The organism is Lentibacillus sp. Marseille-P4043 (assembly GCF_900258515.1).
Taxonomy (GTDB): Bacteria; Bacillota; Bacilli; order Bacillales; family Amphibacillaceae; genus Lentibacillus_C.
This window is the reverse complement of sequence record NZ_LT984884.1, coordinates 546,529-562,350: the sequence shown is the minus strand read 5'-3', so window position 1 is coordinate 562,350 and position 15,822 is coordinate 546,529. Positions and strand designations below refer to the sequence as shown.

Sequence of the window (15,822 nt, the reverse complement as noted above, 5' to 3'; positions counted from 1 at the left end):
GGATTCGTGATTTAGGGCGATGAAAAACATTTGAAACCTTTTTCCTTTTCATTCGTACGTCTATATGAATAGAATAGTTACATAGACTTATAAGTAAGGTTGGGAGGAGGGTAATATTGGATTTTAAAGAAACATTTAACATTACTCAGTCTAAAAAGTGGAAAAACGTATTGCGCTGGTTTGGGTATGTTTTATTAGTAATTGTATTAATTATGATAGTAGGCTTATTATCCAACCAAATGATTACGGATTACATCTGGATGGATTCACTTGGATTTTCACAAGTGTTTACTACTGTTTTGGGGAGTAAAGTTCTGCTTGGTGTGATTGGATTTGTCTTATTTGCTGTATGTACATATGTTACGTTTTTTTGGATTCGGCGATCATATATTAGTCACTTTGATCAAGTTCAGTTGCCGCAAATCATGTTTGCACGTAAAAAAATGACATTAATTATGCTGGGGGTTTCAGTCCTAGTTGGATTAATTGGTAGTATGATTACACAAGGAATCGGTTGGGAGCAAATGTTGAAATTTGTCCATCATGCTTCCTTTGGGCAAACAGATCCATACTTTAACCTGGATATTTCGTTCTACATGTTTGTATTGCCATTTTTAAAATTTATCGTTTTTCTATTACTAGGGTTGAGTATCTTTTTCCTACTACTGGAAGCAGGTGCTTATTCAGCATTTAAAATGTATCGGTCAAGTAGACTGGCGCAATTGCATCTTGGTGTAACACTTACAATCATCGGTTTGCTTTTAGCTGGGAACCATCTTTTAGGGCCCTATGGAACACTTTTAACAAACCAGGTAAACATTTTTCAGGAAAGTGCTGTTTACGGGTTAAGTTACACTGATAAGGTTATCAATATTCCGAAATCATATGTGCTCGCAGCAGTGGCACTTATCGGTACGATTTGGATGATTGTCGCATTGATTAGGGGAAAATTACGATCGATGGTTGCTCCTGTTGTGATTTATATTGGATTGGTGATCGTTGGACAACTGGCATCTGTCGGCGTGCAGCACTTTCTTGTATCACCAAATGAATTTTCCAAAGAAAAGCCTTTTTTGAAACACAATGTAGCATTAACTAGAGAGGCTTACGATTTGGATAGTATTAAGGAAATGGAACATCCCGGGAATTACTCGTTGGATGAAGCAATGTTGGATCGTAACAAGAAAACAATTGAAAATATACGGGTGAATGATTCAAGGCCGTTGCTTGAAGTTTATAACCAGTTGCAAACATTCCGTACGTACTATAATTTTAATGATGTTGATATTGATCGTTATAAAATTGATGGTGATTATGAACAAGTCTTTTTAGGAGCACGAGAATTGAGTACGGTTGACCTGCCTGATCAAGCCAAAACATGGGTTAATCGCTACTTAAGGTATACACATGGTTACGGGGTAACAATGAGCCATGTCAATCAAGTAACAAAACAAGGTCAGCCAGAGTATATGGTGAAAAATCTTCCGCCAGAAGGGGTGTTGGATGTTACGCGTCCACAGATCTACTTCGGGGAGGAGGATTACCAAAATGTTATTGTTAATAGCGGAGTAGATGAATTTGATTACCCGTCAGGAGATGAGAATGTCGAGAATCAATATGAAGCAGATTCAGGGATTCCACTACAAGGTATCAACCGTCTATTATTTGCTTTAAATGAAGGGTCTTTCCGGATGTTTATATCGGACCAAATTACCAAAGACAGCCAATTACTTGATACGCGAAATATTAAGGATCGTGTAAAAAGAATTGCACCATTTTTCACGTATGACAAAGATCCATATATTGTTGTCCGGGATGATGGTAGTCTTGTCTGGATTATTGATGCTTATATGACGGCAGAGCGCTATCCTTATTCAGAGCCTTATCAAGGTAATAAAAACTATCTAAGAAACCCTGTGAAAGTGGCTGTTGATGCTTATACAGGGGAAGTGAATTTTTATGTGAATCAACCTGATGATCCGTTAATGCAAACGTATCAAAACATGTTTCCAAAGTTATTTACGGAAGAAATACCGGATGATATTCTTGCACACTTCCGTTATCCGGAAAAATTGTTTACAACACAAGCGTCCATGTACGGAACCTATCATATGGAGAACCTAGAAGTATTTTATAACCGGGAGGACTACTGGCAGTTTCCAACTGAAAAGTACTTCAATGAAGATATTGTGATGGAACCTTATTACATGACGATGAAGTTGCAGGAAGAAAAAGATGAAGAATTTATTTTAATGATGCCTTACACACCGAAAAAGCGGCAAAATATGATTTCCTGGATGGGTGTCCGCAATGATGGGGATCACTATGGTGAAGTTTTTGTGTATCGTTTTCCAAAGCAAAAGAATATATACGGTCCACAACAAATTGAAAACCGGATTAACCAGGATAGTGACATTTCCAAACAGTTAAACCTATGGTCGCAAGGTGGATCAAAAGTTATCCGAGGAAACTTGCTGGCAGTGCCTATAGAAGATACGATTCTTTATGTGGAACCGGTTTATATCGAATCTTCCAATGCTACTTCCTTACCAGAAGTGAAGCGAATCATCTTGGCTTATGGAGATAATATCGTCATGGAGCCTTCGTTTGACAAAGCACTAGATAAGATGTTGAATCTAATTGATCCTGAACATCAAAGTGGATCGGAAGAAGGCGATGATGGAGACGAGGACGAAAAGTCAGATGAGCCTTCACAGCCGATTACAGGTGCGGATGAAACATTACAACAGTTAGCTGATCTATTTGATGCTTATCAACAAGCGTTGTCTGAGGGAAATTGGGAGGAAGCCGGTAAAATTATGAGTAACATTGAAAACCAGTTGGAAGAATCTCAGTAACTTGCTAACGTGATGCAATGGAACCTTAATGAAAACAGAGTCCCTTGTAGTTAAACTACAAGGGACTTTTTATGCCTTAATCGTATATCCGTCTCTGAGGTTAATGTTCATTATTCAGTAAATTTGTTATAAGCACCGTGCATAACCGGTCCTACATATTCGTTTAGTTTCCAGCCATGAGCAATTGCGGCTGTGACAAAGTCTTTTGCAGCTACAACCGATTGTTTTACAGGTTTTCCGTTTGCCAGGTTTGCTGTAACAGCAGCCGCAAATGTGCAGCCGGCTCCATGGTTATATGTTGTATCAAGCTTGTCCTTCTCTAGTAGGGTAAAATCGTTTCCGTCATAAAAAAGATCAATAGCCTTTTCGTGATCAAGTGCCTTTCCGCCTTTGATTACCACATTTTTTGCACCAAGTTCGTGAATTTTTATTGCTGCTTGCTTCATGCCATCAATGGTTTTGATTGGTCCGGTTTGTGCAAGCTGTCCTGCCTCGAACAGATTAGGTGTTGTGATCAATGCCCGTGGAAGAAGCAATTCGCGCATCGCATCGGTATTCTCTGGTTGTAATACCTCGTCTTCGCCTTTACAAACCATAACAGGGTCTAAAACAAATTTGTCAAGATTGTATTCATCAATTTTCCTTGCTCCGAGTTCAATGATATCTACCGAACCGAGCATACCTGTTTTCATTGCATCAACATTAACCGATAAAATGGTATCCAATTGCTTTTCAACAATAGCCACGTCAATTGGAAAAACATGATGGTTCCAGCCATTGTTTGGATCCATTGCAACCATAGATGTAAGGGCGGTCATACCATAAACGCCATGTTCCTGGAATGTTTTTAAATCTGCTTGTATACCTGCTCCGCCGCTTGAATCAGAACCGGCAAGTGTTAGTGTTTTTTTCATTGTCACCCCAAATTCCCCCAAACTTTCTCAATAATATTTTCTAATAATAGGATATACCAATTTTTCAGCAAATAAAAGAATTTCCGGTTTTATGGTTAAAGGTCGGGTTATAATAAGAGTTTTAAAAAATAATATTCTCGCAATATATTGCATTTTACAGAAAAAGATAGTATTATAATGTAACTGATATATTGCATATAAGCGATATTTGTTGATCTAGTTTTCATCGTAGAAGGAGCGAATCGTATGAAGGATAAACTTCCATTTTCATCCTATTTTGTGATAGGGGTCATGTTGTTTGCATTGTTTTTTGGGGCAGGTAATCTTATTTTTCCAGCACAGCTTGGGCAATATGCCGGAACAAATATTTGGCCAGCCGTGGTAGGATTTTTGATTACAGGGGTCGGGTTGCCATTCGTTGGGATCCTAGCAATGGGGTTTTCCGGGAGTCGCAATTTGGAAGAACTCGCAAGCAGAATCCACCCTGTATATGCGATCTTTTTTACATCAATGCTCTACCTGACGATTGGACCATTATTCGCAGCACCACGGACAGGTACAGTTGCATATAACGTTGGAATCGCGCCATTTGTGAGTGATGGATTTCAACAAGGTGGGTTACTCCTATTTTCGTTGCTATTTTTTGCTGTAACAATATGGTTGTCATTGAATCCTGCAAAACTCGTAGACAATGTTGGGAAAATATTAGCACCTGGAATTGTTGTTCTTCTAGCTATTCTTCTGACTATGGTTATTGTTAAGCCAATGGGGTCCATTCAATCGCCTCAGGACGCCTATGCAAGCGGAGGGTTCATCCAGGGATTCCTTGAGGGATATAACACAATGGATGCACTAGCTTCACTTGTTTTCGGCATTATTGTGATTAATGTGATTCGTTCGATGGGTGTTAAATCTACACGCGGTGTACTTTCTGCAACTGCAAGATCTGGTGCAGTGGCAATTACGCTACTTGGAGTCATTTATGTGGGTATTGCTTATTTGGGCGGAACAAGCACGGAAACATTCGGACTTTTTGCAACGGGTGGACCAGTTCTTAGCAGTGCGGCTTCCTATTATTTTGGAACGTTGGGGTCGGTGATGCTGGCAATCGTTATCACATTAGCTTGTCTGACAACGAGTATTGGGCTGGTGACGGCTTGTGCTGAATACTTTCACACATTACTACCGAAAGTCAGCTATAAAAAGTTTGTCTGGTTCTTTTCTGCCTTTACATTTGTGATTGCAAATTTCGGTTTAGCAAATATTATTACGTATTCGGTTCCTGTTCTAATGTTCCTATACCCGCTTGCGATTGTTTTAATGATTTTAACGTTTTTGTCACCTTTGTTTAACCATTCACGATTCGTTTATGTGTCAGCAACGGTTGTTACGTTTATCATTAGTGTTATTGATGGATTAAAATCATTATGTGATTCATTGGGAATTAATTACTTTGGATGGTTGCAACAGATTGTTTCTTTTTATGAACAGTTTCTGCCATTATACAATCAGGGGCTTGGATGGTTCTTCCCAGCCTTAATCGTTATTGCACTTACAGGCACAATAGTCCGGGTACAACGGTTATCTCTTGTTGAGGCATAAAATAAGCCGGCTTCCTTAAAAGGGAAGACCGGCTTAACTTTTTAACTTAATTTATGAAACTCATCAATTGCACGAAGCCAATTTTCCCGCATAATTGCTGAAACTTTTGTGATGTTGCGATCCTTCATTAGTGTAATGATGGTATCATGTTCTTTTATCGACTTCGCTGTTAGGATAATGGAGTTATGAAAAAACAATCTTCGGACATGTGACTGCAAAAAAGCGACCATTTTGTGGATATACGGGTTATTGGCAGTATCGACGATGATCTGATGAAACTCTTCATCAATTTTAAGTGCTGAAAAATAATTTTCCAAACGGATTGCCTTCGCAAATTGTTTGTTTGTATCTTCGAGTAATGTGATGACCTCATCGGTTAAATGCGGGATTGCCAGTTCTGCTGATAATGCTTGCAGTGCCGCTAAAGGTGGAAGGAGGTCATTAATGGACTCCCTTTCCACATCTGTTACTTGTGTTGCCTTTCCGGGATACATTTTCACAAAACCGTCAACCTCAAGAAGTTGCAACGATTCACGGATTGGTGTTCTACTGACTCCGAGCGCTTCCGCAAGTTCCGAGTCATTCAACTTTTCCCCAGGCTGCAAAGTACCGTCTATAATCCATTTTTGTAATTGGCTAAATGCGTTTTCCTTGGCAGATTTGCGGATTGGTTTGGAATGATCTGTTGGTATCGGCATTACAATTCATCCTTACTAAATTTTTTATCGTTTATTTAGTATTAGTATACATGAAAAATGCTTATTGGTATATGCAATATATCATTATATTCCATGAATTATTGGTTAACTGCCATTTTGCCAAGTGGTCCATTTTCGTCAAGGATATCGGTTAGTTCAAAGACAGAAATAGGGAACATTGGAAATCCAAAATAGTGAGGTGTGATTTCGATGGGTTGGAAATAAAGTACAAGTGATTTGTCCGCAATATAAAAGTCTTGGTTAGGTGATATCTTTGAAAGGCTATCCAACAACGGGATGTCTCGCTCATTGATTTGTTTTTGGATGATACTTGTGAGAACTTCTACATAATTGCTTCCAGGCTTAAATAAGTCTTTCAACTGGTATTGTTTTCCGGTTTTGCTATCAAACGTTAATGATTTCATTATCGTCAAACCATTTGCATGATGATATGCCATTGCGTAATTGGATAGTGAGAGACTAAGAATATTACGTTCATTAGTCTTGATTTCATAAGAGCCGATCATTTCTGCAAATGAATTAGCGCCTTGCTGTTGATACTGCTGTTGATACTGCTGGTGGATCAATGTTTGGGCTAGATGAGAGATTGTATGATTAATGGTTTGCTGTGAATGTACATTTTGTAAGCCAATCACTTGTGGGTAATAAATAGTGGTACCTTGTTGTTGGAGGGCCATTGTTTGAATGGAAACAGGTAAAGCTTGAGATGCCATGTCTATCATTCCTTTTTAGAAGAGTTTACAGTATCTTATTCATAATCTGGGATAATGTCCCTGATTCACAGGCGTTATATTTTTGGAATCATGTTCTCGGATTTTTTATTAGTGACTCAACTTTCGCACCAATAAAATAAGATCAAACAGTTAGCTGGGGCAAACTTGGAGCGTTTCTAACAACCTTGGTAAACATAAAGACTATTTTCTAAAAGATTGTGACTGCGATTATTCGTCCCCTCGAAAGCATTTGTGTTTTATATATAAAATGCGAGGTAACTAAGAAATTGCTCCCTCGCCGTTCCGGAAATACACTACGCTTTCCGGGGGCGGCTGCTGAGCCTCCTCGTGCTATGGTGCTCGTCGCGTTGCAAGTAATTTCGATGAAGTAGCGCTCCTCGCAACTCGAAGCTTATTCGGTGGATGTTTCGCTCGTCGCTCTGCGGGGTCTCACCTAGGCCTTTCCTCCCCCAGGAGTCTCCGCGTATTTCCTTCACTGGTATTACATTTACTACCGTTAACTGTAGTAGTATGTGTTCTACCGAGCCACATTCTACCGCTTCACTAGTCCGGGTGAGTGGAGGGTGGTGACTCCTCGAAAAAGAAAAGCACTTTTTCTTCGTGCGATGTATCGCTGGCGTAGCCTTCCTTGTCCTGCGGGAACAATGGTTTTCGGTGGGGCGAGTTAGCGCAGCCCCAGCACGTGTCCGAAGACCCCGCAGAGTGGTTTGAAAAGGAGGGTCGACTAAAACCGTCCTTTGCGGACAACGTCGACATACCCCTCGCCGGGGCAAGGAGGCTGAGGCCGTGCCCGCGGAAAGCATCCACCCGGAACGATCCCGGACGGCGGGAAATGCGCATACTTATAGAAAAAGAGCCCAGCAGTCGAAGTTTGTTTAAATGCGATTAATCCAAAGTCAACTTAAGCAGTGAATCTTCATCCTTCCTCATTTTATCAAGGCTTATTTGTCCATTTGAAGCTGCGAAAGTTGAGTTAGTGACATATTTTTACGGAAATGCTATACTTAATTCTGCGATGAGCTGATTTGTGTAAGTCAAAGGATACGCAATACATGTGAATGTGAACACATGATCTTTTGCCGCAAATTTCGTGAAGACGCCTGTACATTGTACAGGCGTCTTATTTTGTCTTGATCTATTTTTCATTTAAATGTCGAACAGAAATCTAACAATTAAGAATATAGAAGTGCTATAATTTATAGTAGAACATTAGGTTGCTTTCTATTCGTAATTAGATGGGGGTTTAAGGAAAATGGATAGTAATGTTACCGTACTAAACTTTGACCAAACGTATCATAAACAATCCTTTCTACAAGCTGAGAATTGTGAATCACTAGATTTTGAACAGATGCCGAGTACCAATTTGTTTTGTGAAAAAGAGTCCTTATTCCAGATTGATCAAAGGCTTAGACAACGAAGAATGAGTCAGATAACATTTCTGGGGAGTGGTAATTATCATTATGTTTCCTACTTATTATTGTCAGAGATACAAAGGCCATTTTCACTAGTGTTATTTGACCATCATACTGATATGTTTCCCAGCCCAAGTGATTCGTTGATTGCCTGTGGTTCATGGGTGCGGGAGTCACTAGAAAAGTTACCTATGCTAAAAAAAGTAATTATAATCGGTGTAAACGAAGATTGGCAACAGCAAATACCTTCGTTCGCTGAAGAAAAAATGGCCGTATACTCGAAACAATCCCTTCACACAGATTATTCCAACACAATTAAATCCATTATGAAAGAAATAGCTACAGACACAGTTTATATAAGTATTGATAAAGATGTATTGGATCTTAAAGAGGCTGTTACAGCATGGGATCATGGAACAATGAATTTAAATCAGCTTATGGAAATTGTTGAAAAGATCATCTCCGACAAGGATATTAGCGGTATTGATATTTGTGGTGAATATCCAATTAGCCCAACAAATGAATACAATAAACGAACAAGAGAGGCAGTAAAGAAAAATGAACGTGCAAATCGCATAATTATAGAACATTTAACACAATGTATTGGACTTAGCCCCTCCTTCAATTAAAAAAAGGAAAGACCATGATTTTCCTGATAAAATAAGGAGATCAGTTTGAATTAGAGGATGATATAAAAATGCCTGAATATGAAATAAAAGTATATGAAGAAATTCAAGCTTGGCAAAGGAAAATCTTAAAGCAGTCGAATCTACTTAACCGGATGTCAAAAAAAGCACAAACAAAAATAAACGGGATGATTCCGGAAAAGGTTCATCGTGTGATAACGGAAAGTATAAAGAACATGGTAAAGGCAACACTGTTTGGTTCAAACCTTATTCAAAATAAAAGGCAATCTAAGGGTATGAAGTCTTTACGATCGAGATGAACTGCTTCGGGAAAAGCTATCATCCTATCGGAAAACTGCGGTTGTAGAAGGAGCAGGGACAGGAGCGGGTGGCATTTTTCTTGGCCTTGCTGATTTCCCGCTGTTACTATCGATTAAAATGAAGTTTTTGTATGAAGTAGCTAGTATATATGGGTTTGACGCAAATAGGTATGAGGAGCGCTTGTTCATTCTTCATGTTTTCCAGCTTGCTTTTTCAAATGATGAAAAACGAAAAGATACATTTCGCATACTAGAGAACTGGGAGGCAGAAAAAGAAACGCTTGTCGATATGGATTGACGAGTGTTCCAGCAAGAATACCGAGATTATATAGATTTTGTTAAAATGCTCCAATTAGTTCCAGGACTTGGTGCGATAGTTGGTGCATATGCAAACTACAATCTCCTCGATCATCTGGGGGAAACGGCAATGAATGTATATCGAATGAGACTGTTGAACGAATACCCAAGGGATTATTTAGGGAACTAACTTTGAGTGTCTAATTTGTAATTCATACGAAAAACTGAAAAAATATAGAGTGAATAAACGGATGGGAGATAGTTAAATGAAATGTAAAATAAATCGCAACGCAGCTAAAGTTCTAAAAAAAATGTTGGAAAATGAGGAAGCAGAAGGGAAAATGATTCGTGTATATGTGACACACCTTCATGGTGATCATGCACATTACGACATTGAACTGGATACTCCGACAGAAAACGATGAGGTTGTAAAAACAGACAAAGATATTGATATCATCCTAGAAAAGGGCAATGAATATTTAGATGGTATCTGGATTCAATATTTTTATGTGCCAGAGGAGGAAATGGTTATTACGAATTCTTCCATGGGAATGCATCATTAATAAACAGCAACCACTTTTGTAGTGGTTGCTGTTTTCTACGCCTTAATTTTTAACCCCAAAGCCTTGGCGAATCCGATTGTTTGGTCAGATGATATCGTAAGGCTTCCATGTTATATTAAGCCGTTCAAATCTACTTGTATATAAACTAATTTCATTCAGTGGTGTGTTAGCATATGTGGGATCTCTTCTTTATTTTTCATCTGAAATAAGGTTTAGTTTGATTTCCTGGCAGGCTGCTTGTACATAACTAGGTATTAATCCATTACTATAAATGGCACCCTTTTCAACTAGTTTTTGCTTTAACACGATGGTTATGGGCTCTTCAAATGGAAGGCCTGGTAATATGATTGTATCCGGGTCTTTCCATTTAGGAGTTAACTTGGAATGATCAAGGAAATTTAACTTCTTAGAAACCGGGATCCCATCACGGAAAAAGGGGTGTTCATTTTCCTTTTTGCCACCGGGTTCATTTAGACATATGTATAAGGACAGGTTGTCAGATAGTTGCAGTAGATCATAATGGATAGTAAAAAGCTGTTTATCAAAGGATGGAAGTTTTGTAATTATCCGTTTCTGCCGTTCGTTTTCTTGATTTACAAATGCTTGCCCTGCTTTGGAAATATCATTTGCGAGAAAACGTTTATAATGTTCACTACATAATAGACCTGCATAGGAATCCTTTTGTTCAACTTGATCAATGCCATTTTTGTAAAAAACAAGCTTTGCAGGAGCGGGGAAGTCAATAAATGTGTAGGGTGCTTGTTTTTGATCATTCCAAAAAGGCTGTTCATCGATTGGCTTCCATGCACAGTCATGATGAAAAATTGCATATTCAACAGATTTTCTCAACTTTGCTCCCGGAAATGAGGATTCTTCCCAGTTGGCAATAAGTTCACCAGAAATGTGTGCATGGTTATCTTGTTCAATCATAATAAAATCATTGGCATGTTCACGTACAATCATGAGATCATCCTTTCAACTGTATTTATTTTCAGTATACAGAAAAATAATCCTCCGTTATAGCCTGCACGTAACAAAGAATTGACAAAGGGTAGTGTAAGAAATATAATTACTTACATAAAGTAATTAAATATAAAAAAGTAATTTATATACTTACAATGATTATAGAGGGGGAATATAAACATGGAAAAACAATTTTTCAAAGATCCAGCAACATATGTTGGGGAAGTTTCGATTAATGTTACAGATTTGGAACGTTCATTAACATTCTACAAAACGATTGTTGGATTCAAGGTGCTTGAACAAACGGAACAAAGGGCAGTATTAACGGCAGACGGAAAAACACCATTACTAATATTGGAACGGCCTGCTGATGTTGTGCCAAAAGTAGGGAGAACGGCTGGACTCTACCATTTTGCTATTCTGTTACCAACGCGTGCGGACCTATCAGCATTTTTACGGCATATAATTCAAATGAGAGTACAATTAGGCGCAGCAGATCATTTAGTGAGTGAAGCGCTATATTTTTCTGATCCAGATGGGAATGGCATTGAAGTGTATCATGATCGTCCATCATCTGAATGGAGTTGGGAAAATGGTGAGGTTTCCATGGCGACTGAACAACTTGATGGGGATAGTATTCTTGCTGAAAGTGCTCAGGAGTGGAACGGATTGCCGGAACAAACAGTTATGGGTCATATCCATCTCCATGTTAGCGATTTGCAAAAAACAGAAGAATTTTATATAAATGGACTGGGATTTACCGTTGTAACAACATATCCCGGGGCACTGTTTACATCAACTGGGGACTATCATCATCATATCGGATTAAACGTCTGGAATGGAGTTGGTGCGCCAATGCCAACAAAAAATAGTGTCGGGCTAAACTATTTTACACTTGTTTTTCCAAATGAAAAATCTAGAACAAGTGCGGTTGAGCGGTTGCGGCAGATTGGTGCCAATGTAACAAATGAACAGGATTATTATGTTACAGAGGATCCATCTGGGAATGTTATTCGGATGATGATGGACTGACAAAGTGGGGAAGTCGCCGGACGAGAGCGAAAAGTCGCCGAACGAGAGCGAAAAGTCGCCGGACGAGAGCGGAAAGTCGCCGGACGAGAGCGGAAAGTCGCCGGACGAGAGCGGAAAGTCGCCGAACGAAAGTGGAAAGTCGCCGGACGAGAGCGAAAAGTCGCCGGACGAGAGCGGGAAGTCGCCGGACGAGAGCGAAAAGTCGCCGGACGAGAGCGAAAAGTCGCCGGACGAAAGCGAAAAGTCGCCGAACGAAAGCAGAAAGTTGCCGGACGAGAGCGGAAAGTCGCCGGACGAAAGCGGAAAGTCGCCGAACGAAAGCAGAAAGTTGCCGGACGAAAGCGAAAAGTCGCCGGACGAGAGCGGAGTTCTGTATCCCTATCAAAAAAGGAACCTGCTAAACTAAAATGCAGGTTCCTTTTATTTTAATTGAAAATATGGCCGATTTTTTCCCTGTTGGTTGAATTTCAAGCGCTTTTAGATTATGGAGAATTTGTTCCGCCCTCGCGGCACCTAGAATCGTAAGTGAATGTAAATAAGTAGGATCGATATTCCTGCTCATACTAGTACATAAGAGTATAATTTAATTGTGGATTGAAATCATAGGTTTAGCGTGTATGTAAGGATTTTAATCAGTCGGTTCATGGATATGAATCTTATTGGTAAAAGTAAAAAGGGGAGGTATTTTTTTGAAAAACAAATTAATAGAAATGCTAGCGGAACGTAAAGATGAAATGATTGAAATTCGCCGGTATCTGCATGAACATCCTGAATTGTCCTTTAAAGAAGAAAAGACAGCCCAATATATAGCCGATTTTTATCAAGGAAAAGATGTAGAAATGGAGCGAAATGTGGGAAATGGTTATGGCATTATTGTCACGATAAATGGTGGAAAATCTGGTAAAAAAATTGGGCTCCGTGCAGATTTCGATGCACTGCCAATTACCGAAGAAACGGATGTAGCGTTTAAGTCAAAAAATGATGGTGTCATGCACGCATGCGGTCATGATGCACATACAGCCTATCTATTAATTCTTGCTGATTGTCTTATCCAGTTAAAAGATGAGATTCCGGGGACAATTAAAATTATTCATCAGCATGCAGAAGAGGTTCCACCCGGTGGAGCAAAAAGTATTGCTGAATCCGGCCGTCTGGATGATGTTGATAACATTTTTGGTATCCATGTATTACCATTGGGCGAAGCGGGAGTTGTTGGCTATCATAGTGGCTATTCTTTTAACGGAAGGACCTATTTTAAATTAAAAATTCAAGGTGTTGGCGGCCATGGTTCTTCTCCACACCTAGCGAATGATTCCATTGTAGCGGGCGCGCATTTTGTTACAGCCGTTCAAACCATTGTTAGCCGTCGATTAAATCCGTTTGATGCAGGAGTTGTCACGGTTGGTTCGTTCGATGGAAAAGGAACATTCAACGTCATTAAAGACAGTGTGGAACTTGAAGGTGATATACGTTATGCGGATGAAAAAATTCAAAAGGTCATTGCCGATGAATTTCAACGAATTGTAAAAGGGGTTGAAGAAGAATTTGGTGTGAAATGTGAGCTTACGTATACTGCTGATTACCCACCATTGTACAATGATCCTAAAGTAACTGAAATGGTTGCACAAAGCCTACAAAGTATCGATGATAAAGATATAACAGAAGTAAAGGAATTTCCAAAGATGGCACCGTCTGATGATTTTGCTTATTATCTGGAAAAAATCCCTGGCTGTTATTTTTACATTGGCTGTACACCAAAAGGAGTGGAAAATCCATACTTTAATCATCATCCGAAGTTTGACATTGATGAAGATGCCATCCTTGTTGCGGCGAAATCGGTTGGACAAGTTGTGTGTAGTTATTTTGGGTTAGACCAGAACTAAAAAATGTAAAGGAAGCAGCTTTAGCAGTGCAAGGCTGCTTCTAAAAAAATAAATAGGAACACTTGTTTTGTTGAAATGGTGTAGTATATTAGAAATAGAAAAACACCTCAGTCATTCCTCTATAAAAAATCCCCCAAAGGAAGTGTTATAATGGTTCTCACGACACTGGTGCGCGAAGAATACTCCCAGTACACCTATCATGACCACTTATTCAAAGAATTAATCCACACATTTTTGCAGAATTTTCGGAAATGTTTTATCCGGAAATTCATCGACATGTTGATTTTTCTGCTATCAAACCATAAAACTAAAATTGAATATTTAAAGGAAAAGATTTAACACAAAAACATCCCAGGATTTTTTGACTTGTTTGTCTTGGGATGTTTTTGCATACGTATATCCTCTATTTTTGTATTCGGATGGATAAAAAGCTTTTTTTAGTGACGTTGTTATGAAATAAAAAGAGAATTCACTCCCTAGTGAACTCTCTTTTACGTCCGTTTAGTTAAATTAATTTATCAAACTTTACACGCTTATTAAGGGCATACATGATTGGCATCCCCACCGCCATTACAACAAATTCACCGATAGCTGTTGTTAACCATGTAAATAAAAATGGTGCTCCGAAAGCTAGGCTTAATTCCCAGGCAATAATAAACATGGTAAATGTGAAGACAAGTGTGTTGATAATCATTAAAAGCCATTTGTTTTTAATATACCGCGCAATTATAATCGTAATTAATAATGAAATAATGGATTGCGATACCCCAAAAACAAGATCATACATACCTAATGGCGAAAAAAAGAAATTAGATAAAAAGACGCCTAATACAATTCCGAAAATGTACTTTTTGTTAAAAACAACGAGGTGATTTAGCACTTCCGGGACACGAAATTGGATATTGGTAAATCCAAAAGGCTGGATTAGTAACGACACTGCAATATAGACTGCAGCCAGCAAGCCGTTTGTGACAAGTGTATTTACTTTCATATTCTATTCTCTCCTTAGTTTTTTAACGTGGGATGGTCTCGAACCACGTGTCTTAAAAAGCAACTATTTCATTATAAAACTTTATCGGGTAAAATCAATAGGGAAGTGGCTTACGCAATAAAATTCCTTTGTATAGTACCAGGTGTTAATATCATATGTTAAAATAAAGGAAGCAGACTTTAAGATGGGGGAGTTGAAGATAACATGTATTATTTCGCTGCGTATCTTTTAAAAATAATATTGAGTCTATTTGGAAACATAAAGATATATAAAAGAGAAAATTTGCCACAATCAGGTGGTTATGTTATAGCCTGTACACATACAGGCTGGGTAGATATATTATGGCTTGGCATATCCGTATTACCAACGAAAATACATTATATGGCAAAAAAGGAATTGTTTCAAAACGGCGCATTAAAATGGTTAATGAACAAACTTAACGCATTCCCCGTTGATCGTGAAAATCCAGGGCCGAGTTCGATTAAAATTCCACGAAAACTACTGTCAAAAGGCGAAGTTGTTGGTATATTTCCAAGTGGAACAAGGACAAGTGACGAAGTTCCTTTAAAACGAGGGGCTGTAACCATCGCCGGTCATTCTAAGGCTCCTATTGTGCCAGTTGCATATGTGGGACCTAATAATTTTAGTGATTTGTTTAAACGTAAAAAGCCTCGTATCATTTATGGCGAGCCGATATATTTATCAAAAGAACTACCTAAAAAAGAGGCACTGGAAATAATGATGGAAGACTTAAACGATGCACTAAACAAGTTGAAACAAGAGCTAATGACATATCAGAAATAGGTATAGGAAAAACCCTGTCACAATATGAAATGTCCCTTTGTTAAGGATATTTTAATAAGCAGCAGGGTTTTCTTATGGGTGGAACTGATTCAATAGCATGGTTG

13 protein-coding genes, 1 pseudogene and 1 riboswitch are annotated in these 15,822 nt (G+C 38.8%); of the genes and pseudogenes, 9 read left to right on the top strand and 5 right to left on the bottom strand.

Features of this window, described 5'->3' with window-relative positions:
* Positions 1-116 precede the first annotated feature (116 nt).
* A complete protein-coding gene (locus C8270_RS02955) occupies positions 117-2,858 on the top strand; it encodes a UPF0182 family membrane protein (protein WP_106495322.1) in 2,742 nt (913 codons plus the stop codon).
* Positions 2,859-2,968: 110 nt separating this feature from the next.
* On the opposite strand, the gene pdxK is transcribed toward C8270_RS02955, so the two are convergent.
* Positions 2,969-3,778, bottom strand: coding sequence for a pyridoxine/pyridoxal/pyridoxamine kinase (gene pdxK, locus C8270_RS02950; RefSeq protein ID WP_106495320.1), 810 nt, complete (start codon positions 3,776-3,778; stop codon positions 2,969-2,971).
* A gap of 240 nt (positions 3,779-4,018) precedes the next feature.
* Between pdxK and brnQ the strand changes: the two genes are divergently transcribed.
* A complete protein-coding gene (gene brnQ, locus C8270_RS02945; RefSeq protein WP_106495318.1) occupies positions 4,019-5,374 on the top strand; it encodes a branched-chain amino acid transport system II carrier protein in 1,356 nt (451 codons plus the stop codon).
* A gap of 41 nt (positions 5,375-5,415) precedes the next feature.
* Here the strand turns inward: brnQ and C8270_RS02940 are convergent, their stop codons facing one another.
* Positions 5,416-6,072, bottom strand: coding sequence for a GntR family transcriptional regulator (locus C8270_RS02940; protein ID WP_106495316.1), 657 nt, complete (start codon positions 6,070-6,072; stop codon positions 5,416-5,418).
* Between the two features lie 98 nt (positions 6,073-6,170).
* Complete coding sequence (locus C8270_RS02935; RefSeq protein ID WP_106495314.1) at positions 6,171-6,806, bottom strand: DUF3298 and DUF4163 domain-containing protein; 636 nt, start codon at positions 6,804-6,806, stop codon at positions 6,171-6,173.
* Positions 6,807-8,079: 1,273 nt separating this feature from the next.
* On the opposite strand from C8270_RS02935, the gene C8270_RS02930 reads away from it, so the two are divergent.
* The 3 genes and pseudogenes from C8270_RS02930 (at position 8,080) to C8270_RS02920 (ending at position 10,045) form a co-directional block, all read left to right on the top strand.
* Positions 8,080-8,868: an arginase family protein gene (locus C8270_RS02930; protein ID WP_106495311.1), complete on the top strand. Its 789-nt coding sequence runs from the start codon at positions 8,080-8,082 to the stop codon at positions 8,866-8,868.
* 68 nt (positions 8,869-8,936) lie between these two features.
* Positions 8,937-9,672 (top strand): annotated as a pseudogene (locus C8270_RS02925) (EcsC family protein).
* Positions 9,673-9,748: 76 nt separating this feature from the next.
* Positions 9,749-10,045: a heme biosynthesis protein HemY gene (locus C8270_RS02920; RefSeq protein WP_106495310.1), complete on the top strand. Its 297-nt coding sequence runs from the start codon at positions 9,749-9,751 to the stop codon at positions 10,043-10,045.
* A gap of 189 nt (positions 10,046-10,234) precedes the next feature.
* Here the strand turns inward: C8270_RS02920 and C8270_RS02915 are convergent, their stop codons facing one another.
* A complete protein-coding gene (locus C8270_RS02915) occupies positions 10,235-11,008 on the bottom strand; it encodes a DUF3891 family protein (RefSeq protein ID WP_106495307.1) in 774 nt (257 codons plus the stop codon).
* Positions 11,009-11,188: 180 nt separating this feature from the next.
* Between C8270_RS02915 and C8270_RS02910 the strand changes: the two genes are divergently transcribed.
* The 3 genes from C8270_RS02910 (at position 11,189) to C8270_RS02900 (ending at position 13,923) form a co-directional block, all read left to right on the top strand.
* On the top strand, positions 11,189-12,040 hold the full coding sequence (locus tag C8270_RS02910) for a VOC family protein (protein ID WP_106495304.1): 852 nt from the start codon (positions 11,189-11,191) through the stop codon (positions 12,038-12,040).
* A gap of 4 nt (positions 12,041-12,044) precedes the next feature.
* A complete protein-coding gene (locus C8270_RS02905; RefSeq protein WP_106495302.1) occupies positions 12,045-12,446 on the top strand; it encodes a hypothetical protein in 402 nt (133 codons plus the stop codon).
* A 283-nt stretch (positions 12,447-12,729) separates the two neighbouring features.
* Positions 12,730-13,923, top strand: coding sequence for an amidohydrolase (locus C8270_RS02900; RefSeq protein WP_106495299.1), 1,194 nt, complete (start codon positions 12,730-12,732; stop codon positions 13,921-13,923).
* 505 nt (positions 13,924-14,428) lie between these two features.
* Here C8270_RS02900 and C8270_RS02890 read toward each other — a convergent pair.
* On the bottom strand, positions 14,429-14,914 hold the full coding sequence (locus C8270_RS02890) for a QueT transporter family protein (RefSeq protein ID WP_106495295.1): 486 nt from the start codon (positions 14,912-14,914) through the stop codon (positions 14,429-14,431).
* An 8-nt stretch (positions 14,915-14,922) separates the two neighbouring features.
* Positions 14,923-14,967: riboswitch (PreQ1 riboswitch) on the bottom strand.
* A gap of 151 nt (positions 14,968-15,118) precedes the next feature.
* Here C8270_RS02890 and C8270_RS02885 point away from each other — a divergent pair.
* The gene (locus C8270_RS02885) at positions 15,119-15,718 is read left to right on the top strand and encodes a lysophospholipid acyltransferase family protein (protein ID WP_106495292.1); all 600 of its coding nucleotides are present in this window, start codon (positions 15,119-15,121) and stop codon (positions 15,716-15,718) included.
* The last annotated feature ends 104 nt before the right edge of the window (positions 15,719-15,822 follow it).